This window comes from Rathayibacter sp. AY1F8 (assembly GCF_002932165.1).
Classification (GTDB): domain Bacteria; phylum Actinomycetota; class Actinomycetes; order Actinomycetales; family Microbacteriaceae; genus Rathayibacter.
Map to the genome: position 1 here is coordinate 191,075 of NZ_PSVB01000001.1, position 26,344 is coordinate 217,418.

The following is a 26,344-nucleotide window of genomic DNA, read 5'->3' on the forward strand; positions in this document are numbered from 1 at the left end:
TGTTCGCCGTACTGCTGGTCGAGCAGCGGCGCCTCGAGACCCCAGCTCGGTCAGCGGGTGTCGGCCAGGCGCATCGTGCCGCCGGCCTGGGCGGCGAAGGCGCGGGCGGTCGCCGCGATGGTGCGCTGCATGACCCGCGCCGCGGCGGTCGGCGCGAGGTCCGCCGGGCGCGCGAGGCTGATCGTCCGGGTCAGGGTGGGCTTCTCGAGCGTCGGCTCCTCGAGGCGGATCGAGCGCAGCCCCGGGCGCCCCTGCAGCACCATCGCCGGGACGACCGCGACCCCGAGGCCCCGCTCGGCGAAGCGCAGCACCGCGTCCATCTCGGCGCCCTCCAGCACCACGTCCGGCTCCAGGCCCGCGGCGGCGAACGCGGCGTCGGTCGTGCGGCGCAGGTCGTAGCTGGAGTTGAAGACGATCTGCGGGAGGCGGGCGACCGCCGCCAGGTCGAGCGCGCCGGTCGCGGCGAGGGGAGGCTCCGCGGCGGAGGAGACCACGACGAGCTCCTCGACGAGCAGCGGCGTCACCGTGAAGGCGCCGGGAGCGGCCGCGGTCGAGGTCGTCACCAGCGCCAGGTCGAGCTCGCCCCGGGCCAGCCGGTCGAAGAGGCTCCGCGACCCGTCCTCGGCGAGGTGCAGCTCCACGGCGGGATGCGCGGAGTGGAACGCGTGCAGCACCTCCGCGACGAGGCTGATGCAGAGCGTCGGCGTCGCGCCGAACCGCACCCGGCCGCGCTCGAGTCCGGCCAGCTCGGCCAGCTCGCGGCGCACCGATCCGGCGTCGGCGAGCATGCGCCGGGCGAGCGGCAGCAGCAGCTCCCCGGCCGGTGTGAGGGTGCTGCCGGAACGCGCCCGGTGGAAGAGCTCGGAGCCGAGGTCCTGCTCCAGCGCGGCGATCCGGCGGCTCAGCGAGGGCTGCGCGAGATGCAGCTCCTCGGCGGCGCGGGTGAAGCTGCCGAGGCGGGCGACCTCGACGAATCCGGTGAGCTGCTCGAGATCCACATGCATACCCTATGCGCATGGCTGTGCCCAGCATTATGCATTGGAGTAATCGAAGCGCCGTGCCTAGCGTGGAGGCATGACCACTTCAGAGACCACCGCACCGGAGCGTCGGATCTCCACCTCCGTCCTCGTCATCGGCACCGGCGGATCGGGCCTGCGCGCCGCGATCGAGCTCGCCGAGGCGGGCGTGGACGTCCTCGCGCTCGGCAAGCGCTCGAAGTCGGACGCGCACACCTCCCTCGCCGCCGGCGGCATCAACGCCGCCCTCGCCACGATGGACCCCGACGACAGCTGGCAGCAGCACGCGGCCGACACCATCACCGAGTCCTACCAGCTCGCCAACCCGCACACGGTCGAGATCGTCACCTCCAACGCCGCCCGCGGCATCCAGGACCTCGAGCGCTACGGCATGCCGTTCGCCCGCGAGGACGACGGCCGCATCTCGCAGCGCTTCTTCGGCGCGCACACCTACCGCCGGACCGCCTTCGCGGGCGACTACACCGGCCTCGAGATCCAGCGCACGCTCGTCAACCGGGCCGCCCAGCTCGAGATCCCGATCCTGGACACCGTGTACGTCACGCGCATCCTCGTCAACGAGGACGGAGCAGTGTTCGGCGCCTACGGCTTCGACCTCGTCGACGGCACCCGCTACCTGATCCACGCGGATGCGGTGATCCTCGCCGCGGGCGGGCACAACCGCATCTGGCGCCGCACCTCCTCCCGCCGCGACGAGAACACGGGCGACTCGTTCCGCCTGGCCGTCGAGGCCGGCGGCCGCCTGCGCGACCCCGAGCTCGTCCAGTTCCACCCGTCGGGCATCATCGAGCCCGAGAACGCGGCGGGCACGCTGATCTCCGAGGCCGCGCGCGGCGAGGGCGGCATCCTCCGCAACGGCCTCGGCGAGCGCTTCATGGGCAAGTACGACGCCGAGCGCCTCGAGCTCTCGACCCGCGACCGCGTCGCCCTCGCCTGCTACACCGAGATCAAGGAGGGTCGCGGCACGCCGAACGGCGGGGTCTGGCTCGACGTCTCGCACCTGCCGCGCGAGACGATCATGACCCGGCTGCCGCGGGTGTACCAGACGATGCTCGAGCTGCAGATGCTCGACATCACGAAGGACCCGATCGAGATCGCGCCCACGGCGCACTACTCGATGGGCGGGGTCTGGGTGCGCTCGGACGACCACAGCACCGACGTCCCCGGGCTCTACGCGATCGGAGAGGCCTCCAGTGGACTGCACGGCGCCAACCGCCTCGGCGGCAACTCGCTGATCGAGCTGCTGGTGTTCGGCCGCATCGTCGGTCAGGCGGCGGCGGAGTACTCCGCCTCACTGACCGCCCAGACGCGCTCGGCCGCGTCCGTCCAGGTCGCCCGCGACGAGATCGCCGGCCTGCTCGCGGCCGACGGCACCGAGAACGTCCGCGCCCTGCAGCGCGCGATCCGCAACACGATGACCGAGCACGCCGGAGTCGTCCGCGACGAGGAGGGCCTGCTCGCCGGGCTCGCCGAGCTGGACGCGATCGAGGCGCGCATCGCCGACATCGGCGTGCACCCGGACATCGCCGGCTTCCAGGACCTCGCCCACGCCTTCGACCTCAAGTCGGCCGCGATGGCCGCGCGGGCCACCCTCGAGGCCGCCCTCGAGCGCCGGGAGAGCCGCGGCTGCCACAACCGCAGCGACTACCCGGACATCGACCCGGCCCTCCAGGTGAACCTCGTATGGTCGCCCTCCACGGGGATCACCCGCGAGGAGATCCCCGCGGTGCCGGAGGAGATCCAGGCGCTGATCAGCGGCGAGGTCGCCACCGCGGGCAAGCTGCTCGAGTAGCCGGAACCGCGACGGCACGACGCCGGTCGCCCTCACCGCCTGCTCGCCGGGCACCACCGGCGCCCAGGCGCCCCCGGGATCCTCCTGGGGACCACGGACAAGGTCACCGCCCTGGATCCCGCCGGCTCCTGGGATCTCGGCTCGGCAACGCTGCAGAACCAGGTCTTCTCCTGGCTGCTGACCTCCGCCCCCGGATCGACGGATCCCGTGCCGGACCTCGCGGCCTCGGCCGAGTTCACCGACCCCACCCACTACCGCGTCGCCCTGCGCGAGGACGCCGCCTTCGCCAACGGCAATCCGCTCACCGCCTCGGACGTGGTCTTCACCTTCGAGAGCCAGGTGGCGATCACCGCTCCGAACGGCCCCTCGTCGCTGCTCTCCGACATGGTCTCGGTCGAGGCGGAGGACGACTCCACCGTCGTCTTCACGCTGGCCACCCCGGACAACGCCCTCTGGCCCCAGATCCTCACCAGCCCCGCCGCCGCGATCGTCGACGAGGACGTCTTCTCGGCCGACTCCCTCACCACCGACGACGACATCGTCGCCGGCGACGCCTTCAGCGGGCAGTACTCCATCACGAGCTACACGCTGAACTCGCTCGTGCAGCTCACCCGCAGCGACTCCTATGACGGCCTCCTCGGCGCCGCCGCCAACGAGTCCATGATCATCCGCTACTACGCGGACGAGAGCAACCTCAAGCTCGACATCCAGCGCGGCGAGATCGCGGTCGCCTACCGCACGCTGAACGCGACCGACACCGAGGACCTCCGCGGCGAGGAGGGCCTGACGGTGCACTCCGGTCCCGGCGCCGAGATGCGCTTCCTCGTCTTCAACCCCGAGACCATGCCCTACGGCTCCGCGACCCCCGAGGCCGACGCCGACAAGGCGCTCGCCGTCCGCACCGCCGTCGCCGACCTGATCGACCGCGACGAGCTGTCGGACCAGGTCTACAAGGGCACCTACGCGCCGGTCTACTCGATCGTCCCCAGCGCCCTGACCGGATCGACGCCGGCGTACGAGCAGGCCTTCGGCGACGGGAGCGGCGGTCCCAGCGCGGACGAGGCCGCCGCCGCGCTCCAGGCCGCCGGGATCACCTGTCCCGTCGATCTCAAGCTGCAGTACAACACCGACCACTACGGCTCCAGCACCTCGGACGAGTACGCGCTCATCAAGAACCAGCTCGAGCGCAGCGGGCTGTTCACGGTCGACCTGCAGTCGACGGAGTGGACGCAGTACGTGAAGGAGAAGTCGACGTCCTACCCGCTCTACCAGCAGGGCTGGTTCGCGGACTACCCGGACTCGGACAACTACCTGAACCTGCTCTACGGCACCGACGAGGCCCCCTCCATCCTCGGCGCCGCCGTGAAGGACGACGCCTACAACGAGGTCGTGCTGCGCGAGCGGAGCCTGGCGCCCGGCGACGAGCGCACCGCGGCGATCGAGGAGGCGCAGCGCCTCGCGGCGGAGAAGGCGATCACCGTGCCGCTCCTCGAGGGCACGGAGACCGTCATCGCCTCCTCCACGATCTCGGGCATCGACGACACGCTCGACGGCTCCGGCCGATTCCGCTTCGGGCTGCTCCGGAGCGAGTGATCGGGGCGCGCTGATCGGCCGGACGGGCCGCGGCGCCGCAGGAGGGGGAGACCCTCGGCGGCCGCCGCGGCCCGTCCGTGCGTCCGGGGGCGGCACTGCGAGGGCGGCTCTGCCAGGACGGGGCACCCGGATCGATCAGCGCGCCAGCGCCGCCAGCTCCGCCCGGGTGCGGGCCCCGGCCTTGCGCAGCAGGTTCGACACGTGGAACTTCACGGTGTTGCCGCTGATGCCGAGGTCGTCCGCGATCCGCTGGTTCGAGGCGCCGAGCGTGATCAGGTTCAGCACCTCCCGCTCGCGGGCGCTGAGCTCGGCGAGGTCGAGCCCGTCGGGCTGCGCCGGCGGATCGAGGGGGAGGCGGATCGACAGGGTCGACCCCCAGCCCGCGGTCGACGCGACCGAGAGCTCCCCGTCGAGCCCGCGCACGCGCTCGGCGATCGGGCGCAGGGCGTCGTCGCGGGTCGTCAGCTCGCCCCGGCCGTCGTCGCGGATCTCGATGAGCAGGTTGAGCCCGTCGCAGTCCCACTGGATCCGCACCCGGCGCGTCTGCTCCGACTCCACGAACGCCAGCACGGCGCTCCGCACGATCGCGCGGGCCCCGTGCGCCACTTCGCCGGGGAGGGCGCGCCCGGTGGCGGGCGGCTCGACGAACTGCACGTCGAGGTCGCCGAAGCGCACGAGCGGACGCAGGTCGCTCCGGAGCCGCGCGAACGCGCCCACGACGGGCTCCAGCATCGCGCTGCGCTGCTCGTCCGAGGCGGTGCGCAGCTCGACCAGGGCGTTCGCGGCGATGTCGATCGCGACGGTGCGGGCCGCACGGTCGTCGAGGCGCTCGGCGCGCAGGGCGGCGAGCACCGACTCCAGCGCCACCGCGTGCCGGTCGGCCTGCTCGGCCACCGTGCGGGCGTGCTGCTGCAGCAGGGTGCGGGAGGCGGGGGACTCGGCGGGATCCATCCTCCGAACCTACCCGTCCTACCCGCGAGCGGCATCGCCCACCCGATCGGGTAGGCGGACCTCCTCGATCAGGTGGCGCGCGGATCCGGTCGCCGGGCGCACTGTGGATCCATGCCCGCTGACGACCGCACCACCGACCCCGCAGAGGCGCTCGCCGTGATCGCCGCCGAGGTGTCCGCCGCGACCGCCTCGCTGACGACCGACCGCCTCGAGCCCGTCCTCGAGCTGCTCGCCGGCGCCGATCGCGTCTTCATCCACGGTGCCGGCCGCTCCGGCCTCGCCCTGCGGATGACCGCCATGCGCCTCATGCACCTCGGACTCGTCGTGCACGTGGTCGGCGACGTGACGACCCCGGCGATCCGCAGCGGCGACGTGCTGCTCACCGCGAGCGGCTCCGGCACCACCGGGGGCATCGTCCGCGCCGCGCAGGCCGCCGTCGACGCCGGAGCGCGGGTCGCGGCGATCACGACCGCCGCCGACTCCCCGCTGGCCGGGCTCGCCTCCGCCGTGGTGGTCGTGCCCGCCGCCGACAAGCTCGACCGCTCCGGGGCCGCCTCGGCGCAGTACTCCGGCGGGCTCTTCGAGCAGGTCGTCGTGCTCACCGGCGACGCCCTGTTCCACGCGCTCTGGCAGCGCCGCGGCGACAGCGCCGACGAGCTCTGGCCGCGCCACGCGAACCTCGAATGACCCGACTCCCCACCTCGACAGGAAGAAGAACCCCGTGAAGCTCCAGTTCGCCATGGACACCCTCAGCACCGACGCCGCCCTCGAGCTCGCCGCTGCCGCCGCCCCGCACGTCGACATCCTCGAGCTGGGCACCCCGCTCATCAAGAGCGCCGGCCTCTCCGCCATCACCGCCATCAAGGAGGCGCACCCCGACAAGACGGTCTTCGCCGACCTCAAGACGATGGACGCGGGCGAGCTCGAGGCCGACATGGCCTTCGCGGCCGGCGCCGACCTCGTGACGGTCCTCGGCGTCGCCGGCGACAGCACCATCGCCGGCGCGATCGCCGCCGGGAGGAAGCACGGCAAGGGCGTCGTCGTCGACCTCATCGGCGTGCCCGACAAGGCCGCCCGCGCCCGCGAGGTCGTCGCCCTCGGCGCCGAGTTCGTCGAGATGCACGCCGGTCTGGACGAGCAGGCGGAGGAGGGCTTCACCTTCGAGACCCTGCTGCGCGACGGCGAGTCCTCCGGCGTGCCGTTCTCGGTCGCGGGCGGCGTGAGCACCGCCACCATCGAGTCGGTGCAGCGCGCCGGCGCCCTCGTGGCCGTCGCGGGCGGGGCCATCTACGGCGCCCCGGACGTCGGCGAGGCCGCCGCGGCCCTCCGCGCCGCCATCGTCTGACCCGTCGGCGCCGCCGCCCCCGAGGCCCGCTGATCCGGGTCGCGAGGGCGGCGGCGCCCGCGTCCGCGCGGGAGGCGGCAGCGCATCCCCGCCGGACGCCCGGCCCCTCTCGACTCGCCGACGGCGCGGTCCTACAGTGGCTGCGACGACCCTCGACTCCCGCCGCGGGACCGACGGCGCCGTCGCGAGCGGAGGGAAGCCGTGTCCTCGACCGCCCCCGTGCCCGGAGCCGACGCCGACACCTCGACGAAGCTCCGCGACTTCCACCAGATCCTCCTCAACACCGCCGTCGCGAACGTGACGACGAGCTTCCTCTGGTTCGCACTCACGTTCTGGGTGTACCTCGAGACGCGCTCCGTCCTGGCGACCGGGATCATCGGCGGCGCCTACATGCTGCTCGTCGCGGTCTTCGCGATGGCCTTCGGCACGATCGTGGACCGGCACCGCAAGTTCCGCGTCATGGTGTTCGCCGGCGCGGTCACGCTGGTGTCCTTCGGCGTCGCGGGCGGTCTCTTCCTCGCGCTGCCCGAGGCGGCGCTCCTGGACTTCCGCGCCCCCTGGTTCTGGGTGTTCTCGGGCACGATCCTCTTCGGCGCCGTCATCGAGAACATGCGCAACATCGCCCTGTCCACGACGGTGACCCTGCTGGTCCCGGTGGAGGGGCACGCCCGCGCGAACGGCCTCGTCGGCACGGTCCAGGGCCTCGCCTTCGTAGTGACGAGCGTCTTCAGCGGGCTCGCCATCGGCCTGCTCGGCATGGGGTGGACGCTGGTGATCGCGATCGGCCTCTCCGCCGCCGCGCTCCTGCACCTCCTCTTCCTGCGCATCCCGGAGGACCGGCCCGCGCCGACGGGGGAGAGGGCGCCGCTGATCGATCTCCGCGGCAGCATCACCGCGGTGCGGGCGGCGACCGGGCTGTTCGCGCTCATCGTCTTCTCGACGTTCAACAACCTGATCGGCGGCGTCTACATGGCGCTGATGGACCCGTACGGCCTCGAGCTGTTCCCGGTCGAGCTGTGGGGCGTGGTGCTCGGAGTGACGGCGACCGGTTTCGTCATCGGCGGTCTGCTCGTCGCGAGGTTCGGTCTCGGGAGGAACCCGATCCGGACGATGCTGCTGCTCGTGATGGCGATGGGCCTGATCGGCGCGGTCTTCACCCTCCGCGACTGGTGGTGGCTCTACGCCGGCGGCATCTGGATCTACATGACCCTGATCCCGGCGGTCGAGGCCGCCGAGCAGACGGTGATCCAGAAGGTCGTCCCCTTCGAGACCCAGGGGCGCGTCTTCGGCTTCGCGGCGGCGTTCGAGTCGGCCGCCGCTCCGATCACGTCGTTCCTCATCGCCCCGATCGCCGAGTTCGCGCTCATCCCGTACATGGAGTCGCCGGCCGGGCGCTCGGCGTTCGGCGGGCTGCTCGGCGACGGCATCGGCCGGGGGATCGCGCTGGTGTTCCTGGTCGGCGGAGTCGTCATGATCATCGCGGCCGGCGCGGCGATGCTCACCCGCTCCTACCGCGTCATGTCGGCGCACTACCTGCGGGAGGCCGCGGCGAGCGGGGAGGCGGAGCCCGTCGGCACGGAGGCGCCGGAGACGCACCGGACCGCGCCGAGCACCGTCGAGCAGAACCGCTAGCGCCCGCAGACGCCGCCCGTCATGCGCCTCCGGGGGGTCCGGCGGACCGGACGGCGCCGACACGAGGAAGACGTGCCGGACGCCCCCTCCCCAGGGTGCGGCGTCCGGCACGTCGGCTGCGACCACCCGGTCGAGGGGCCCTCCTCGACTCCCGAGCGCTCCGCTGCCCCGCGCCTCCGGAGGGAGACATCGGGGCATGCGGCGCCGGCGGGGGGAGGGCTCTGGTTCCCCGCCCCGCCGGCGCCGGCCGCCCGCGAGGGGCGGCGAGGATGCTCGTTCGGGCGTGCCTCGAGTGACGGCTACATGCCGTCACTGAGCATGGACTGCACCAGCTTCACGTGGCGCTCGAGGTTCAGCTGGCTGAACTCGCTGTTGTAGTTGAGGCCGTAGTTCAAGATGTGACCCGGGGTGCACTGGATTGTCGCGTCCGGTCCGTCCCAGGTGCGCAGCAGTGCCAGGGCCGAGTCCCAGCTGCTGTTCTCGCAGTTCGTGTTGAAGGTGGTCGACGTGCCCAAGCCCACGGTGTGCGAGATCTCGTGCATGGCGGTGCCCTCCACCATGTAGACGCGCTCCTTGCCGAAGCGGATCTGGCCGTAGATGTTCGCATCGGCCGTCGGGGTTCCGGGGCTGTACGAGACGGTCAGGGAGCGGGAGATGTTGCTGAGGCGGTTGTAGCGCGCCACGGCGCGGTCCATCGCGTCGGTGATGCGGGCGTAGGCGTCGGCCTCGTCCGCGGTCGGGCTCGCGACGCGGTTCAGCGTCCAGGTGATCTTCTGCACGGTCGGATCGGTCAGTGCCCAGCGCTGGGCCTTGGAGCCGGTGCAGGTCCACTGCTGAATGGGGGAGCCGTCGATCTGGCGGAAGTCCTTGTTGTCGAGGCAGAGGTCGCTGTGCCGATTGGCGATCTCGGCGTAGCCTCCGCCGACGGAGGTGATCCGCCACTGCTGGGCGGTGCTTCCGTTGCAGCTCCACTGCCGCACCTCCGAGCCCGGAGTGGTGCCGAAGTCGAAGTTGTCGAGGCAGAGGTTGCTGAAGGTGTTCTTGATCTCGGCGTAGCCGGTGCCGAGGTCGGTGACCTGCCAGCGCTGGTTGCTCCCCTCGGTGCAGCTCCACTGCCGCACCTCGGCTCCGGGCTGAGTGCCGAAGTCGAAGTCGTCGAGACACATGCTGCTGTGCTGGTTGCGGATCTCCTGCGCCGATCCGAGGCCGACCGGGGCGGTGGCTGCAGAGGCGGGCGAGCTGATGCCGAAGGTCGTGATGCCGACGACGGCCGCGATCAGGGCGCCGATCAGGCGCTTGGAGGGGTGGGACTTCGTTGTCCGGGACATGGGTGCCTTTCACAGACATCCGGCGTCCCCGAAGGGACGCGGATGAGGGTCGCAGGAAGGAGCCGTGTCCGAAGGGATCGGAGCACGGCAGAGGATGCGCCGGAGCGACCGGGATGGTGATCCGGTCGTCCCGCCGCGGGACGCGTCAGCGCCGACGCTCCGAGTGGGATGGGAAGCTGATCACGACCTGCATGTTGACGTGGACAACCATCGACCGGTCGCGGAGCCGGTGTCAAGTGCCGGTCTCGAGCGGATCCGGTCCGAGCCCCGCCGGGCGAGGGTGATCCGTCCACGCGGATCCCCGAGCTCGCAGGGAGAGAGCGCTCACACCCGCCGTCGCTGCGGCATCGCCCGGGAATCCGCCATTGTTACCGTTAACAAAAGTCGGTACGGTGTCACCTGAAGTGGGCAAGCGCGTCCTCGCGCCTCGCGTCCCACTCCGACCGGTTCGAAGGCGAACCTGAGAGGAACGTCGATGATGACGACAGCACCACCCTCCCGCCGCACCCTCCCGCCGCAGGCCCACGCCCGGCCCCGATGACTGTCGGCCCGGCCGACAGCTTCCACGCGGTGACCGCGGTCGGCGCCCGCAGCGCGCGACGTCTCGTCCTCGCACCCACGTCGACCTCCGCCTCCCGATCACGGGTCGCCAGGCCCGCGTCCCGGGCCGCCTTCCGGCGATTCCCTCCCCGCCAGACGGACGCCGGACTCACCACTCCGCCGGCCGATCGCGCGGGCTCCGTCCTCCCCCTCCGACCCCTCACCTGAAGGACCCCCCATGTCACGAACCCCCCGGCAGGAGCGCACCCGGCGCTCACGCCTCCCCCGAGCGGGCGCCGCGCTGACGCTCGCCATCGCCTGCCTCGGCGGCGTACTCGGACCGATCGGCGCCGCCGGCGCCGCAGAGACCGTCCCCGCTCCCGCGCTGCAGTACTCGTTCGACGGCATCGGCGCGACGCTCGCCAATGGAGCCGTCGTCGCAGACTCCGCTCCGGGCAACCACCCCGGCACCCTGATCAACTCCGGCGCGACCAGCGTCGCGGGTCCCTCCGGCGCCTCCACCGACCGCGCTCTCTCGCTCCCGGGCGGATCGAGCACGTCGGCCGCGCCGCACGTCCGGATCGCCCCGGGCCTGATCCCCGCCGGCACGCAGGACGTCACGATGTCCGCCTGGCTGCGCTGGAGCGGTGCTCCGGACTGCACCTGGCCCTTCACGCTCGGCTCCAGCGTCGACTCCCACGTCCTCTCCACCACGAAGTGCGGACCGGCCGGCTTCGGCGCGATCAAGAGCGGCTCCGAGGTGCGGGCCGCAGGCAACACTCCGGTCGCCGCGAACCGCTGGGTGCACATGGCGGTCGTCGTCAAGGGCGGCCAGTCGGTCTCGACCTACTTCGACGGAGCTCTCGTCGGCCAGGGCAGCACGACCTTCACCGCCGCGTCCGCGATCGGCACGTCCACGTTCTCCGGCTTCCTCGGCAAATCGTTCTACGGCGCGGACGCCTACTGGGCCGGTGCCATCGACGACATGCAGGTCTGGACCTCCGCGCTCACCGCCGGCCAGGTGCAGCAGAGCGCCGCATCCGTGCACTCGGTTCTCGCGAACCAGGACGCCGCCGTCTCGCTCGGCGACACCTCGAACGTGACCTCGAACCTCGCCCTCCCCACGACCGGCGCCAACGGCTCCACTATCACCTGGACGTCGAGCGCCCCCGGCGTCGTCAGCACCAGCGGCGTCGTCACCCGGCCCGCCGCGGGCAGCCCGGACGCCACCGTCACGCTGACCCCGACCGCCGTCCACGGCGGCATCACCGTCGTCGGCCGTGCCACCACCGTGTTCGTCCCGGCGTACGCCGCCGGTGACAGCGCCGAGGCCGAGCTCGCCCGGGCCGTCGCCGACGGCATCAGCAACGATCCCGCTCTCGCCGGACCGGTGCGCGGCAGCCTGAACCTGCCCTCGACCGGAGCCGACGTCGCCGCCACCGCCGCGCGCGCGAACAGCTCCAGCGCCGTGGTCAGCTGGACCTCGTCGAACGAGGCCGTCATCACCTCCGCCGACAAGGGCACCGCGCCGAACGTCGTCGCGAAGGGCTCGCTCACGCGCCCGTCCGCCGACACCACCGTCACCCTCACCGCGACGGTCACGGTGCCCGGCACCACGCCCCTCGTGCGGACGCTCACGCGCACCGTTCCGGCCGCGGCTCCCGTGGCCGCGAGCGACCTCGACGCGTACCTGTTCGCGTACTTCACCGGCGACAGCATCGAAGGCGAGAAGATCCGCTTCGCGACCTCCGACGGCAACGACTCGCTCACGTGGAAGACCCTGAACGACGCCCAGCCGATCCTCACCTCCACCATGGGCACGAAGGGGCTGCGCGACCCGTTCGTCTTCCGCTCGAAGGAGGGCGACCGCTTCTTCCTGATGGCCACCGACCTCTCCGTCGGCACCACCGGCTTCGGCGGATCGACCAACCGCGGCAGCCGCTACCTCGAGATCTGGGAGTCCACGGACCTCGTCAACTGGGGCCAGCAGCGCCACGTCGAGGTCAACCTGCCCAACGCGGGCATGACCTGGGCACCGGAGGCCACCTACGACCCCACCATCGACGCCTACGTCGTCTACTGGACCTCGGCCCTCTTCACCGACAGCACGCGCAACGTCGAGGACGGCAACGGACCGCAGATCCTCACGTCCACCACCCGCGACTTCCGCGACTTCACCACCCCCGAGGTCTGGTTCAAGGCCGCTGACGTCCCCTCGCTCAACAAGAGCAACGGACTGATCGACGCCACGATGCTCAAGGACGGCGACACCTACTACCGCTTCACGAAGGCGACCCAGACCAGCGGCTGCCCCTCGCCCGACATCATCGGACAGAAGTCGACGAACCTCCGCGCCACCACCGCCTCCGGTGCGTGGAGCCTCATCGACACCTGCATCGGCCGCACCGCCGGAACGCCGGAGGTCGAGGGTCCCGAGATCTTCAAGACCAACGAGGGCGACCGGGCGGGGTACAAGTACTTCCTCTGGACCGACAACTACGGCGGACGCGGCTACATCCCGCTCGGCACGAACTCGCTCGAGGGCGACATCCAGTGGACGATCCCCAGCAGCTTCTCGCTGCCGACGTCGCCCCGCCACGGATCCGTCGTCTCCATCACTGCGAAGGAGCGCGACGGGCTCGCCGCGAAGTGGAACCCGTCGCTCCTGGTGACCTCGATCGACGCCGTGGCGCGGACCGTTCAGGCCGGATCGACCACCGTCGACCTGCCCGCCACGGTGGGCTCGACGTTCAAGGACGGCCACCGTGAGACGGTCGCCGTGACGTGGGCGACCGCCGATCTCAGCTCGCTGAAGAAGGCGGGCGACACCGTGCAGGTGCGCGGACAGCTCGCCAACTCGGCAGCGACGCCGGCCATCGCCACCATCACCGCCACGGCTCCTCCCGGACCGTCGCTGACGGCCTCGGCCGCGAGCCGCTGCGTCGCCGGCAAGGTGACGGTCACCGCGACCGGCACCAACACGAGCGGCTCCACGGTCGAGATGACCGTCGGCTCGCAGTGGGGGAGCAGGACCTTCGCCGGGGTCGCTCCCGGCAAGTCCGTGTCCGCCGCCTTCACCACCCGGGCGACCTCGGTCACCGCGGGCGAGGTGAGCGTCGCCTCGAAGGACGCGAACGGCACCAGGACGGCCACCGCGCCGTACTCGGCGCTCACCTGCCGCTAGGCCGGTGACAGGGGAGGGGCGGCGTCCAGCCGCCCCTCCCCTGACCTCCTCCGTTCCGGGGCCTCCGGCCACCGGAGCAGGGGAGCATGGACCCTGGGTCCGTGCTCCCCGCATCCACCTCTCCCACGGAAGTAGACGAACAATGCGGTTCCGACGCACGACGGCCCTCCTGGTCGCCGCGAGCCTGACAGCGGGAGGGGCTGCGCTCGGCGCGGCACCCGCACAGGCCGCGGTGCCCAGCCCGGTCCTCTCCTACGACTTCTCCTCGTCCGCCGCCGTCGGCTCCGCCGTGGGCGCGGGCACGACCCTGACCGACTCCGCTGCCGGCCGCTCCGCCACCGTGCGCGGGACCGGAGCGACGACCGTCGCCGGTCCGCGCGGCGGCACCGACCGCGCACTCCGCCTCCCCGGCGGCGCCGCAGGCAGCTCCGCCGCCTACGCCGAGATCGCGCCGGGACTGACCACGGCGGCCACCACCGACGTGACCATGTCGGCCTGGCTGCGCTGGGAGGGGAACCAGAACTGCAGCTGGGCGTACGCGCTCGGGCAGTCGACCGAGCGGTACCTCTTCACCACGCCCCAGTGCGGAAGCAGCCTGATCGGTGCCGTGAAGAACGGCTCGGAGCAGCGCGCGGCCGACTCCGGTCCCGCCGCCACCGGCCGCTGGAGCCACGTCGCCGTGGTCCTGCGCAGCGGCGTCAGCGTCTCGACCTACGTCGACGGCCGGCTCGCCCAGACCACCCCGACCTCCGCGACCGGAGCGGCGACTGTCGGCACCTCCGCCTTCTCCGGCCTCCTCGGCAAGTCGTTCTACGGCCCCGACCCTCTCTTCGCCGGGGCGATGGACGACGTGCACGTCTACTCCTCCGCACTGACCCAGGACCAGGTGCGCGAGGACGCGGCTCCGGCCGCTGCCGCGATCGCTGCATCGGACGCCGCCGCGGCGACCATCGCCGTGACCGGACCCGTCACCAGCGACCTCTCCCTCCCGACCCGCGGCGCGGGCGGCTCCGTCCTCACCTGGGCGAGCAGCGACCCCGCGGTGATCGGCACCGACGGCTCCGTGCGCCGCCCGGCACCCGGCTCGGCGAACGCCACCGTGACCCTGACCCCGACCGCGACGTTCGCCGGATCCGCCGCCACCGGCACCGCGCGAACCGTCACCGTCGCCGCCGACACCGAGGCCGACGCCACGGCGCGCCTGCGCACCGCCCTCGTCGTCCCGCCGACCGTCGCCTCCGGAACCGCTCTTCCCACGGTCGCCGGCTACACCGTGTCGTGGAGCGCGGACGGTGCCGGCCTGTCCGGCAGCCGCCTCGTGAACGACTCGGCGACCGACCGGGCACTCGCGCTCACCGCCTCCGTGAAGGTCGGCGCCACCACGCTGACGAAGACCTTCCGCACCACCGTCCTCAGCGCCTCCACGGCGAAGACCGTGGTGTCGTACACCCGGACGCCGACCGGCGAGGACAAGGCGAACCAGGACACGATCGCCCGCGGCCTCCACCTGGCACTCGGCTCGTCCGTCGCCGACGCAGCACCGCTCTCGGGCAACTCGGGAGTCCTCTTCGCCGACGGGGTCTTCCTCGGAACCGACAAGGCCGACAACCGCGGCCTCGCGAACCCCTCGCTGTTCACCTTCGCCGACGGCACCGTCGGCGTGATCGCCACGCGCGTCCTGCAGTCGGGCGCGTCCGACGGCACCGGGGCCTCGAGCGCTCTGATCTTCAAGGCCACGGACGCCACCGCGTCCGACTTCACCGAGCTCGGCCTCATCGACCTCGGCACCACCGGCGGCGTCGTCGCGCCGAAGGCCGTCTTCGACACGGACCAGAACCGCTACCTCGTCTCCTGGACGGACTCCTCCGGGGCGGCGAAGTACACGACCGTCACGGACCTCGCCCGCACCGAGCTCCGCGCGCAGGCGTTCTGGCCGAAGGACGGCGGCCGTCGCAGCGTCGTCGTGACCGACGGGAACCGCGGTGCGGTCCTCGGTGGAAGCCCCGCCACCGTCGCCGCTCCCGACCTCTCCGGAGTCTCGGGCCGCGTCGCCGACGCTCTGCCGGGCGGCGCGCTGACCGTCTCCGGCTCCGTCGCCGACTCGCTCGTGAAGAAGTTCGGCCGCACGGTCAACACCGGATCCTCGGTCGCACCGCAGACGATCGATCAGGGCGACACCTCCGCCCTGTCCGGAGTGAAGGCGCAGCTCTCCTACAACGACGGCTCGACCGGCAGCCTCGGCATCGACTGGAACCAGCAGCAGCTCGCCGACCTCGCCGCGAAGGGCCCGGGAACGTACGACCTCTCCGGGACCGTCCGCCAGCGGCAGTACAACGAGCCGTTCGCCTACAACCGCGCGGATCCGACGATCTACCGCTACGAGCGCAACGGGAAGACGCAGTACCTCTTCACCGCCACGGACGACACGAACAACAACAACGTCGCCTCGCAGCACCTGCCGATCCGGGTCGCCGACAGCATCGACCAGCTCAGCGACGACAACGGCGGACGGGCCCGTGAGGTGGACCTCCTCAACCGCACCACGCGGATGGACCGCACCGCCGAGGGCAAGGTGATCGCGGGCTGCTACTGGGCCCCCGAGATCCACGAGATCGGCGGCAAGCTCTCCATCCTGTTCGCCCCGTGCTTCAACCCGGACAACGACCAGTCGAACCAGAACGGTCAGTGGTTCACGGTGCAGGCGCACATCATGCAGCTGCGCGACGGCGGAGACCCCGCGAACCCCTCCGACTGGAGCGCGCCGCGCGCCGTCGTGAAGAGCGACGGGAGCGCCCTCGGACGCCCCGGCACGGGACGCAACATCAGCCTCGACATGACCTACTTCGAGTCCGGTGGAACTGCGTACTACGCCTGGTCCCAGCGCTACGTCGACAACGGAGTGAGCGACCCGGCGACCTGGATCGCCAAGGTCGATCCCGCGAACCCCACCCGCGTCATCGGCGAGCCGACCCCGATCATCGTGCCCTCGCTGACGTTCGAGGACCACCTGTCCGAGGGAGCGTTCGCGATCCAGCGCGACGGGAGGATCACGCTCGTCTACTCCAGCAGCGGCGTCAGCCCGAAGTACATCGTGGGCGGCGCCTGGGCGAAGGAGGGCAGTGACCTGACCGACATCGCGAGCTGGACCAAGTACGACGCCCCGCTCCTGCAGAGCGTTCCCATGCCCGACGGCGTCCTCGACTACCGCACCTACGAGCAGGGTCCCGGCCACGGAGCCGTCACCCAGGACGAGGACGGCAACGACGTGTACGTCTACCACACCTGGGGCAACGGAGTCGGGGGTGACGGCCGCGACACCCGTCTCGCCCGCATCCACTACGCCGCCGACGGCCGGCCGGTCTTCGATCTGACGCCGACGGAGGAGGTCGCACCCGCGAACCGGACTGTGACCGCGAAGGTCACCGTCACGTCGCCGCTGACCGTGACCGCCACGGCGTCGACCCGCTGCGTCAGCGGGAAGGTCGTCCTGACCACTGTGGTCAAGAACGACAGCCGCTCGATCATGGACATCACGACCGTCACCGCCTTCGGCTCGAAGACCGTGACCGGAGTCGCTCCGGGATCGTCCGCGTCGAGCGCCGTCACCACCCGAGCGGTCTCGATCCCCGCGGGGTCGGTGGCCGCGACAGGAAAGGCCGTCGTCGACGGGAAGACCATCAGCACGCAGACGAGCGTCGACTACTCGGCACGCAGCTGCCGTTGAGAAGGCGGGGGAGCGGGCGCCACGATCGCCCGCTCCTCCGCTGTCCCGCCCCGACCGGCACTGCGCCCGACCTGCAGCGCCGCCACCTCTGGAGGACGACCGACGAGATGCACCACAGAGTGAGAACCAGGACCGTCCCGACCACCGGGCTCGTGCTGACGAAGGTCGTGCAGTCGCACCCCCTCACCGAGGAGAAGGACGACGGAGCGGCCGGGAGCGCAGCTGCCGTCGGAGGACACGACCTCCTGCTGATCAACGGCAACGCCCTCCCTCTCTCCTGAGCCCCCCTGCGCCGTACGGACGGGTCCTCGACCCTGATCGCCCGACGATCCCGCCGCGGCGGCATCACCACCGGCTGCGGACCGGGGCGGCGATCGGGCCGTATCCTGCTGTCCGGACCGATCGCTGATGTGCGAACCTCTCCTGAGCGGACTCCCGGATGCGGGCCGACCGTGACCGGTCCGGCCCGTTCCTCTCGTTGCAGCAGAAGACCGCCGTTCCCCAGGAGACACCCGTGATGCGCCTCGATCGATTCCTCGTGTCCCTGGCACGCTCTGCGCGGTGCACGAACCGCTGCGGAGCCTGCGGGCTCGACTGCAGCATCGACGTCTTCATCCTGATCGCGCTCGCGACCGGAGAGAACCGCGACGAGACCCGCCTGCGAGCAGTCCTCGACCTCCGCTCCGGCGACCGTGTCGAGGTCCTCGAGGTGCGCAAGCGGCTCCTCCGGCTCTCCCGCCGGGGCCTGGTGCTCCTGGAGAGAGGCAGGAGGACCGCACTGCAGCGCATCGAGCGCTTCTCGATCACGCGCGACGGCCGGGCCTTCCTGGCGTCCCACGCGAGAGCGCTGGACCTCCTCGCCGAGGAGATCCACGTCGCGCTGCTGTCCCGCTGACGAGCGGAGTGCCAGTGCGGGCGCACGCGGGACGTCTCCTGGTCGGCCGTCGTCGGACCGGTCGTGTCGGTGACGCTCCAGGTGGAGCGACTTCGACACGTGCGTCGCCTCCGACCGCGTCCCGAGCGCTCCGGGGCAGCACGAGGCATCGCCGACCGTCATGGGCGCCGCGCTCGCGACCGTGCTGCCGCGGCGCGAGGCGGTGGCGGCGCTCCTCGAGGACGCCGTCGCTGCTGCATCCTCAGCAGTGCGAGGCGGGCGGGGGACCCGCCTCACGCCGGAACGCGCCCTTCGTGCATCACCCCGTGCTGGAGAGCTGGATGATCTCGGAGATCACCGCGGCTCGAGTGTCGTCCGGTATCCGATCGCCTCCGAGGGAGTGGTGTGACCACAGGCCGTCAGCCGCAAGGCAGGCGATGAACTGGCGGAGAGCGATCGGATCGGTCGCGGTCTCCTCTGCGGAGGGCGTCCACCTTCGGCGCACCTCCGCTACCGGCGCTCGGAGAGCGGTGTCGCTGCCCGTGGCCTGGAGGAGTCCGATCTGCATGTGCGTCGACGGCGTCAGGGCGACGGCGACGTAGGCACTCACGCGCTCCGTCAAGGTGGCCTCGTCCGCGGTCTTCCCCGCGACGTCGATCAGCTGGGCTTCCCAGCCGGCCGCGACGTGCTCCTGGAGAGCATGGGCGAGATCGGCTCGATCGCGGAAGTGGTACATCATTCCACCGCGTGTCAGCCCAGCCTCTTCGGCAGTCGCTTCGAGCGTGACGCGAACAGAACCTTCCCTCGCCGCGACACGGACCGCTGCGTCGAGGATCCGAGTCCGGTTGTTGGGTCGCGTCGCGCGAGGAGACGTCCGAGGGGAAGGCAGGACCTCCTCACCGCTGGGCGGGTTCGGTTCCATGTCGTGATCGATTCCGCCGCTCCCTCGGTCCGAGTGAGCGGCTAGGGACGGCGGGTGCTGAGGCGCCCGGAGGGTGTCGACGCGTCACCGCACGAGCGGGTGCGACAGCGTCGGCCGCCAGTCTGCCATCCTCTCCTGCCGACGTCGGAAGGTGAGGCTCGACCCCCTCGGTGTCGAGCCGTCCTGACGACGGACTGCAGCCGGAGGGACGGCTGTCACGGTCGACGAATCAGAAAGCAACTGTACATTCATGATTGTACAGTTGTGGTACGGTAACGGCCTGCCCAGCTTCGGAGCTGCGGGCGGTCAGATGCACTGCCGGTGCGGGATCCGAGGCTGAAAACCTCCAGCGACTTCATTCCTCAGAAGCCTGGAGGTTTCTTCATGTCCAGAATCGCGGACAAGCCGAACGCCCGCTGGTGGGCGCTCGCCGTTCTCGCCATGACCCAGCTCGTCGTCGTCCTCGACACGACGATCGTCACCATCGCCCTGCCTCAGGCCCAACTGGATCTCGGGATGAGCGACAGCCTGCGCCAGTGGGTCGTCACCGCCTACGCCCTCGCTTTCGGAGCACTTCTCCTTCTGGGCGGTCGGATCGCCGATTACTGGGGCCGCAAGCGCACCTTCATGGTCGGAATGATCGGCTTCGGAGCGGCCTCGCTCTGGGCCGGACTGTCGCAGAGCGGCATGGAACTCGTCATCGCTCGCGGCGTCCAGGGCGCCTTCGCGGCACTGCTCGCCCCCGCCGCACTCGCCATGCTCACCGTGACGTTCGCCCACGGCAAGGAGCGCAATCTCGCCTTCGCCGTCTTCGGCACGGTCGCCGGATCCGGAGCCGCAATCGGCCTGATCCTGGGCGGCGTGCTCACCGAATTCACCGACTGGCGCTGGTGCCTCTTCGTCAACCTCATCTTCGTCGCCTTCGGCCTCGTCGGCGGGGCTCTCGTGCTTCGCGAGAGCAAGGCGGAAGGAGACAACCGCTACGACGTCTGGGGAACCGTCACCGTGACCCTGGGACTGGGCGCGATCGTCTACGGGTTCACCCGAGCCGAGCACGGATGGGGCGCGATCGACACCGTCGCCTTCCTCGCACTCGGCATCGTCCTGCTGACCGTCTTCGTGCTCATCGAACGCAAGGTCGACCAGCCGTTGCTGCCCCTGCGCGTCATCCTGCGTCGTGTGCGAGGCGGCGCGATCCTGATCCAGGCCGCCAATGGCGCCGTGATGATCGGGGCCATCCTCTATCTCGCGTTCTACTTCCAGATCGTGCTCGGAATGGGACCGCTGATGGCAGGACTCGCGAACCTCGCCATGACCGTCGCGATCATGGCGTTCTCACCCGTCACCACGAAGATCCTCAACACGTTCGGCCCCCGACCCCTGATGATCGTCGGGCCGCTCGTCTCGGCAGCAGGGCTCTTCCTGCTCCTCGGCATCACCCCGGACGGAAACTACTTCCTCCAGGTCCTGCCCGCCCTGGTCGTGCTCGGAATCGGACTCTCCATGCTCTTCGTGCCCGTCCAGAACCTCGCCCTTCTCGGGGTCGAGAACGAGGACGCCGGAGTGGCCTCCGCCGTCGTCAACTCCGTCTTCCACATCGGCGGGTCCATCGGTCTCGCGGTGTTCACCGTGTTCTACGCGAGCACCGCGGACTCCGCCATCGCGTCCGGAACGGCCGAGCTCACCGCATTCACCGACGGCTACAAGGCCGTGTTCCTGGCCGCAGCAGTGACCATGGTCGCGGCCTCTCTCACCGGATTCCTCCTCATCCGAGGGAAGAAGGAAGACCTGAACCCCGCCTGGGACGAGGCGGAGGCCGCCCTCGTCCACTGAGACGATGCCGAAGGGGCGGGCCGGTTCGTGCAGCAGCGGCAGACCGGCTCGCCTCTTCCCGTCCGACTCACGACACCCCGTACGTCGCCGACCGACGACCTCCCCTCGATGGGGAGTCGTTCGTGGATCGCAACGGTCCGGTCGTCCGACGCGGCCGCGTCATCCGGTGGGTCTTCTCCCGCGATGCCGGCTGCACCGCCGAGATCATCGAGGGTCGCGACCCGGTCGCCCGGCACATCACCGCAGACCGGAACGACGACGCCCGGCCGCCCTCAGGTGAGAGGCGGCCGGGCGTCGTCGGTCGGAGGACCCGGTCAGGTCAGCCGCAGCGGAGCGCCGGGTAGGCGGCGCTCACGGGAGCGGAGGCGCTGCCGACGGTGGCGACCCCCTGGACGGTGCCGGCGGCGACCGAGGCGGCCCGCGTGGTCACGGCCAGCGAGGCGGTCCGGCCCGCATCGATCTGCTGCGTCTTCGCGCCCCACAGGGTGTTCCAGCGGAGGTCGGCGGTCGACGCGGCCTTGTTGACAGTGGTCAGCGTGACCACCACCTTGCCCGCGACGCAGCGAGCCGCTGCAGTGGCGGTGACGGGCACAGCCGGCGCCTTCACGGTGATCGTCGCCGTGACGGTGCGGTTGGCCGAGGCCACCTCCTGCTCCTTCGAGAGCGAGAGGTCGAGCCGGCCGCTCGCGCGGATGTTCACGCCCTTGAACCAGGTGTTGCGGTCCGAATCGAACAGGCCGCCCGCGTTCTGCGGATCGGTCGCCGTGTGCGGGTCCGGGTAGGGGCGGGCGTGGTAGGCGAGGAGCAGGTTGCCCGACTCGTCCTCGACGAACGAGTTGTGCCCGGTGCCGGCCTGCTGGCGCGAGAAGTACTGCGTCTCGTCCGCGCCGAGGCGGCCCAGGTAGGTGTCCTCGGTGTCCAGCACGGGGAACGCGGTCTGCGTCCACGTCGCGGGGTTGAGGAGGTCGGCACTCGCGTCGGCCGTGAGCAGGCCGAGCGAGTAGTACTTGTCGACCGTTCCGCCCGAGTAGGTGAGGTACATGCGTCCTCCCTTGGACACGATGAACGGCGCCTCGACGACGCCCTGGTCGTTGCCCTCGGTGGTGTCGGACGGGGTCGGCGAGCGCTTGCCCGACTCCCACGGCTGGCTCTCGCCGTAGATGCGGGTGACCGCACCGGTCACCAGCGGGACGGTGCCCTTGGGCCCCATCGTCGCCTTGGCGAGGGAGAGCGTGTTGCCGTTGGGCAGGACCCAGTAGCCCTGGGTGGCGCCGTTCTCCTGGCGGTCGATGTAGCTGACGTCGAAGGCCGCGCCCTCGAGGACGACCGGCTCGCCCCACTTCGTCTGGTCGAGGAATCCGCCCTCGGCGATCGAGGCGTCGGTCCCGGTGTAGGGGATCAGGACGGTGTTGTCGCACCAGCCGCCCACAGGCGCGTAGCCCTTGTTCATGCCGGCGACGATCCACCAGGTGCCGTTGATCTTGTGGAACTCCTGCGCCCAGATGTATCCGCCCCAGCCGTAGAAGGTGTTCGGGTACTGGCTCTGGCGACCGGGCGTGCCGGCGTCGGGGTCGATCACGATCTGCTCGGGAGCGGAGTCGAGACCGGCGATGGTCTTCGAGCGCTTGAGGCCGATCTTGCGGTAGCTGGAGCTCTCCTCGATCGGGCCGAGCGAGTCCTGACCGTAGTGCGAGCCCGTGAGGTAGTAGTAGCCGTCGTCCTCGTTGAAGAAGACGTGCGGATCCGCGCGGGCCTCGTTGACCATCGCCTCGGGGTCCTGCTGGACGGAGCCGGTGACCCGGTAGGTCCCGGGACGCGAGGTGTCGACGGCGGTGGTCAGATCGTCCTGCCAGTCGACGTTGAGCGACTTGGTCGAGCCGTCGTTGTACTCCATCACGGCCTGCCCCGGGAGTGCTGCGGCGATCGCAGCGGATCCGGCGCCGGAGTCGACGGAGCCGCTGAGCGACTTCACACCGGTGTTCTTCAGGTCGACGTACTCGCGGTAGAACGTGCTGAACTCGGTCGAGGTCAGCGCCGTCTCGCCGGCCTGGCCCTGGGTGAACCCGGCGGGGAGACCCGAGCCCTGGACACCGGGGACGCGGGCGTCGGCGCGGGTGGTCGCTCCGGGAGCGGTGCCGGAGGCGAGGTCCGTGAACAGCGTCACGCGGCCCTCGGTGGTGAGCAGATCGGTCCAGAACAGCTTGTAGACGCCGAGGGCGGAGTCGAAGACGATCCGCGGGTCGGTCACGACCGAGCCCGGCGCGACCCGGAGGACGCGCTGGTCGCGGAACGTGCGGCCGTCGGCGGAGCTCCAGAGGTAGACGGAGTCCGTGGCGTTGTTCTGCGACGAGACCGCGCCGAGCGAGCCGTCCTTCGAGCGGAACAGCAGCGGCGAGCCCATCTGGGCGTTCGGGCGCTGCGCCTGATCGCCGTCCTTGAGGACGGAGAGGATCGACTGCGAGCGGTTCAGCGGCTCCCAGGTGGTCGCGCCGGCGGGCAGTGCGGCCGTGAAGAGCGAGTCCGCGCGACGGTCGTCGTTGTACGCCAGCGGGTCGTCCTTCACTCCGTTCGTCGTGGTGACGGTCTTGACGGAGGTGGCGATGCGCCCGCCGGGCACGGCGAGGGTGCTGTCCCACGCGTAGGTCTGCCCGGCGACGGCTGCCTGGAGGCGGACGGCGACGGGAGCGGTGAGGCCCGAGAGGTTCACGGCGCCGGTGGAGGAGACGCGCGCGGCGCCGGCGCCGGAGGCGGTCCACGTCACGGTGTTCCCGAGGACCTGCGCGGGCAGGTCGCCGAGCACGGTCGTGGGGACGTCGAGCGCGGCGCGCAGGTCGGTCGCCACGGTGCTGCTCGTCGCGCCCAGCTCGGCCCCGGTCAGGGCGCGGTCGTAGACGCGCAGATTGTCGAGGAGTCCGGTGAAGTACTCCCCGCCGCCCCAGTTGGCCTTGCCGATCTGCAGGACTCCGCCGGTCGATCCGAGGACCGTCGCGAGCGAGGGGCCGGCCGTCGTGACGGCGACGGGCTTCGCGTCGACGTAGAGGCGGGCGGTGCCGGCGCTCAGCACGAGATCGACGTGCTTCCACTCCGTGCTGCTCGGGCCGGTGAGGTTGCCCGAGGAGTCGCGGGCGCCGCTGTTGGCGTACCGCTCGACGGTGATGCCGTTCGTCCTGTCGAGGACGCCGACGTACTTCTCCTGGGCGTAGTCCTGGGTCGCGGCCGAGCGAGCGGCGAAGACCGACCAGCCGACGTTGTCCGCGGCGGCGGGCTTGGAGTCGTACGACAGAGTGACGGAGTCGCGACCCTTCAGCAGCGGCTGCCCGTCGGTCGCGGTGAGGTCGAGCCAGAACGAGGACGACAGCGAGACGGCGCTGCCCTGCCCGGTGCGGCCGGCGACGAGGGTCGGCGTGCCCTTCACGGCGGCACGGGTCGACCTGTCGGTGAAGGCGCCTCCGCTCGGGGCGGTGTCGAAGGTGAAGTCCGCGAGCAGGCTCTGCGCGGGAGTGGTCGCCGCTGTCGCGGCGACGGCGACCGGCACGGCGGCGCCGGCGGCGAGGGCGATCGTCGCGGATGCGGCGAGGGTGGCGGCGAGCAGGCGCGAGGGCCTGCCTCCGCCCGGGGGTCGTGACGTCATCGTCGACGTGTCCTCTCGGGTTCTGCAGCGAACCGGTGGGCGGACGGGGGATCCCGCCTGCGGTGTGGTCTTCGCACGGTACCGGCGATTGTTCACGGTAACAAGGGAGCACGACCGACAGTTGCGAAATTCCCACACCCGTCGGTCGGCCCTTTCATGCAGAAAGCCGTAGCGGGCGGACCGACAGCTCCGCGCCCGCCCCCGCCCCCGCCCCGCCCGGTCAGTGCCCGCGCGCGATCCACTCCTCGCGGTGCGGCGCCTCCGCTCCGATCGTCGTCGAGTCGCCGTGGCCGGTCCGGACCACCGTAGCGGCGGGCAGCGTCAGCAGGCGCTCCGTGATCGAGTCGATGATCGTCGGGAAGTCGCTGTACGAGCGGCCGGTGGCCCCCGGCCCGCCCTGGAAGAGCGTGTCGCCGGTGAACACCGTGCCGAGCGCCTCGGCGACGAAGCAGACGGCGCCGGGGGTGTGGCCCGGGGTGTGCCGCACCTCGAGCTCGACGCCGGCGACGGGCACGATCCGCCCGTCGACCAGACCGCCGCTCGGGGCCGTGCCGGGGTGCACGGCGTCCCACAGCATCCGGTCGGCCTCGTGGAGCAGCACCGGAGCGCCGGTCGCAGCGCGGACTCCCTCGACCGCGTCGAGGTGGTCGTCGTGCCCGTGGGTCAGCAGTACGGCGAGGAGCCGGCGCTCGCCGACGGCCGCGAGGATCGCGTCCGCGTCGTGGGCCGCGTCGATGACGACGCACTCGGAGTCGTCGCCGACGATCCAGACGTTGTTGTCGACGTCCCAGGTGCCGCCGTCGAGGCTGAAGGTGCCGCTCGTGACGAGCTGCTCGATCCGCGCGCCCATCAGAGCACCACCACCGAGCGGAGCACGTCGCCGCCGGCCATCGTGGCGAAGGCCTCCTCGATGTCCTCGATCCCGATCCGCTCGCTCACGAACTCGTCCAGGGGAAGTCGGCCCTGGAGGTAGAGGCCGGTCAGCATCGGGAAGTCCCTCTCCGGCAGGCAGTCGCCGTACCAGCTCGACTTCAGCGAGCCGCCGCGGCCGAAGACGTCGAGCAGGGGGATCTCGAGCGTCATCTCGGGAGTCGGCACCCCGACCAGCACCACGGTCCCGGCGAGGTCGCGGGCGTAGAACGCCTGGCGCCAGGTCTCGGGGCGGCCCACGGCGTCGATGACGACGTCCGCTCCGAAGCCGTTCGTCAGAGCCTGCACCGCCGCGACGACGCCCGCCTCGTCGAGGCCGCTGGAGTCGATGACGTGCGTGGCGCCGAGCTTCTCGGCCGCGACCAGCTTCTTGGGGTCCCGGTCGATCGCGATGACCGTGCCGGCGCCCGCGAGAGCGGCGCCGACCACGGCGGCCGTGCCGACTCCTCCGCAGCCGATGACCGCGACGGAGTCGCCGCGCGTCACGTTCCCGGTGTTCATCGCCGCGCCGAGGCCGGCCATGATCCCGCAGCCGAGCAGGCCCACCGCGGCGGGGTCCGCCTCCGGATCGACCTTCGTGCACTGCTTCGCGTGCACGAGGGTCTTCTCGGCGAAGGCGCCGATCCCGAGGGCGGGGCTGAGCTCGGTGCCGTCCTCCAGGGTCATCCGCTGCGCCGCGTTGAAGGTGTCGAAGCAGTACCAGGGCTCGGCCCGGGTGCAGGCCCGGCACTCGCCGCAGACCGCGCGCCAGTTGAGGACCACGAAGTCGCCGACCGCGACATGGGTGACTCCCTCTCCGATCGCGCTGACCCGTCCGGCCGCCTCGTGACCGAGGAGGAAGGGGAAGTCGTCGCTGATCCCGCCCTCGCGGTAGTGGAAGTCGGTGTGGCAGACACCGCAGGTCTCGATGTCGACCACGGCCTCGCCCGGGCCCGGATCGGGGACGACGATGTCGACGAGCTCCACGGGAGCGCCCTTCGACCGGGCGATGACGCCGCGCACAGTGGTGGGCATGGGGGCTCCTTCGACGG

Annotated in this window: 17 protein-coding genes; 10 read left to right on the top strand and 7 right to left on the bottom strand. The window is 71.3% G+C overall.

Going from position 1 to position 26,344, the window contains the following annotated elements:
* Positions 1-50: 50 nt before the first annotated feature.
* The gene (locus C5C35_RS00870) at positions 51-1,004 is read right to left on the bottom strand and encodes a LysR family transcriptional regulator (protein ID WP_104226031.1); all 954 of its coding nucleotides are present in this window, start codon (positions 1,002-1,004) and stop codon (positions 51-53) included.
* A 70-nt stretch (positions 1,005-1,074) separates the two neighbouring features.
* On the opposite strand from C5C35_RS00870, the gene C5C35_RS00875 reads away from it, so the two are divergent.
* Both C5C35_RS00875 and C5C35_RS00880 read left to right on the top strand, forming a co-directional pair.
* Positions 1,075-2,826, top strand: coding sequence for an L-aspartate oxidase (locus C5C35_RS00875; protein ID WP_104224384.1), 1,752 nt, complete (start codon positions 1,075-1,077; stop codon positions 2,824-2,826).
* A 207-nt stretch (positions 2,827-3,033) separates the two neighbouring features.
* A complete protein-coding gene (locus C5C35_RS00880) occupies positions 3,034-4,419 on the top strand; it encodes an ABC transporter substrate-binding protein (RefSeq protein ID WP_104262328.1) in 1,386 nt (461 codons plus the stop codon).
* A gap of 135 nt (positions 4,420-4,554) precedes the next feature.
* On the opposite strand, the gene C5C35_RS00885 is transcribed toward C5C35_RS00880, so the two are convergent.
* Complete coding sequence (locus C5C35_RS00885) at positions 4,555-5,370, bottom strand: response regulator transcription factor family protein (protein ID WP_104262329.1); 816 nt, start codon at positions 5,368-5,370, stop codon at positions 4,555-4,557.
* 111 nt (positions 5,371-5,481) lie between these two features.
* Between C5C35_RS00885 and hxlB the strand changes: the two genes are divergently transcribed.
* The 3 genes from hxlB (at position 5,482) to C5C35_RS00900 (ending at position 8,347) form a co-directional block, all read left to right on the top strand.
* Complete coding sequence (hxlB, locus tag C5C35_RS00890; RefSeq protein WP_104233664.1) at positions 5,482-6,057, top strand: 6-phospho-3-hexuloisomerase; 576 nt, start codon at positions 5,482-5,484, stop codon at positions 6,055-6,057.
* A 34-nt stretch (positions 6,058-6,091) separates the two neighbouring features.
* The gene (gene hxlA, locus C5C35_RS00895) at positions 6,092-6,715 is read left to right on the top strand and encodes a 3-hexulose-6-phosphate synthase (protein WP_104224387.1); all 624 of its coding nucleotides are present in this window, start codon (positions 6,092-6,094) and stop codon (positions 6,713-6,715) included.
* A gap of 201 nt (positions 6,716-6,916) precedes the next feature.
* Positions 6,917-8,347, top strand: coding sequence for an MFS transporter (locus C5C35_RS00900; RefSeq protein WP_104262330.1), 1,431 nt, complete (start codon positions 6,917-6,919; stop codon positions 8,345-8,347).
* A 299-nt stretch (positions 8,348-8,646) separates the two neighbouring features.
* Here the strand turns inward: C5C35_RS00900 and C5C35_RS00905 are convergent, their stop codons facing one another.
* Positions 8,647-9,675 (bottom strand): RICIN domain-containing protein, encoded by a 1,029-nt coding sequence (locus C5C35_RS00905; protein ID WP_104226029.1) that lies wholly within the window; start codon positions 9,673-9,675, stop codon positions 8,647-8,649.
* Between the two features lie 778 nt (positions 9,676-10,453).
* On the opposite strand from C5C35_RS00905, the gene C5C35_RS00910 reads away from it, so the two are divergent.
* The 4 genes from C5C35_RS00910 (at position 10,454) to C5C35_RS00920 (ending at position 18,018) form a co-directional block, all read left to right on the top strand.
* A complete protein-coding gene (locus C5C35_RS00910) occupies positions 10,454-13,399 on the top strand; it encodes an immunoglobulin-like domain-containing protein (RefSeq protein ID WP_104262331.1) in 2,946 nt (981 codons plus the stop codon).
* Positions 13,400-13,541: 142 nt separating this feature from the next.
* Complete coding sequence (locus tag C5C35_RS00915) at positions 13,542-17,123, top strand: family 43 glycosylhydrolase (protein WP_104262332.1); 3,582 nt, start codon at positions 13,542-13,544, stop codon at positions 17,121-17,123.
* 119 nt (positions 17,124-17,242) lie between these two features.
* Positions 17,243-17,404, top strand: coding sequence for a hypothetical protein (locus C5C35_RS16845; protein ID WP_181027229.1), 162 nt, complete (start codon positions 17,243-17,245; stop codon positions 17,402-17,404).
* A 233-nt stretch (positions 17,405-17,637) separates the two neighbouring features.
* On the top strand, positions 17,638-18,018 hold the full coding sequence (locus C5C35_RS00920) for a hypothetical protein (protein WP_104249689.1): 381 nt from the start codon (positions 17,638-17,640) through the stop codon (positions 18,016-18,018).
* Positions 18,019-18,316: 298 nt separating this feature from the next.
* Here C5C35_RS00920 and C5C35_RS00925 read toward each other — a convergent pair whose 3' ends face one another.
* Positions 18,317-18,919, bottom strand: coding sequence for a TetR/AcrR family transcriptional regulator (locus C5C35_RS00925; protein WP_104262333.1), 603 nt, complete (start codon positions 18,917-18,919; stop codon positions 18,317-18,319).
* A 384-nt stretch (positions 18,920-19,303) separates the two neighbouring features.
* Here C5C35_RS00925 and C5C35_RS00930 point away from each other — a divergent pair, with 384 nt between their 5' ends.
* Positions 19,304-20,752, top strand: a complete 1,449-nt coding sequence (locus tag C5C35_RS00930; RefSeq protein ID WP_104262334.1) for an MFS transporter — start codon at positions 19,304-19,306, stop codon at positions 20,750-20,752.
* Between the two features lie 319 nt (positions 20,753-21,071).
* On the opposite strand, the gene C5C35_RS00935 is transcribed toward C5C35_RS00930, so the two are convergent.
* The 3 genes from C5C35_RS00935 to C5C35_RS00945 form a co-directional block, all read right to left on the bottom strand.
* Positions 21,072-24,383 carry a family 43 glycosylhydrolase gene (locus C5C35_RS00935; RefSeq protein WP_104261158.1) on the bottom strand — a complete coding sequence of 1,104 codons (3,312 nt, stop codon included), beginning with the start codon at positions 24,381-24,383 and terminating at the stop codon, positions 21,072-21,074.
* A 220-nt stretch (positions 24,384-24,603) separates the two neighbouring features.
* Positions 24,604-25,233, bottom strand: coding sequence for an MBL fold metallo-hydrolase (locus C5C35_RS00940; protein ID WP_104262335.1), 630 nt, complete (start codon positions 25,231-25,233; stop codon positions 24,604-24,606).
* On the bottom strand, positions 25,233-26,327 hold the full coding sequence (locus C5C35_RS00945; RefSeq protein WP_104262336.1) for an S-(hydroxymethyl)mycothiol dehydrogenase: 1,095 nt from the start codon (positions 26,325-26,327) through the stop codon (positions 25,233-25,235). The genes C5C35_RS00940 and C5C35_RS00945 overlap by 1 nt, the downstream gene beginning before the upstream one ends.
* Positions 26,328-26,344 lie beyond the last annotated feature (17 nt).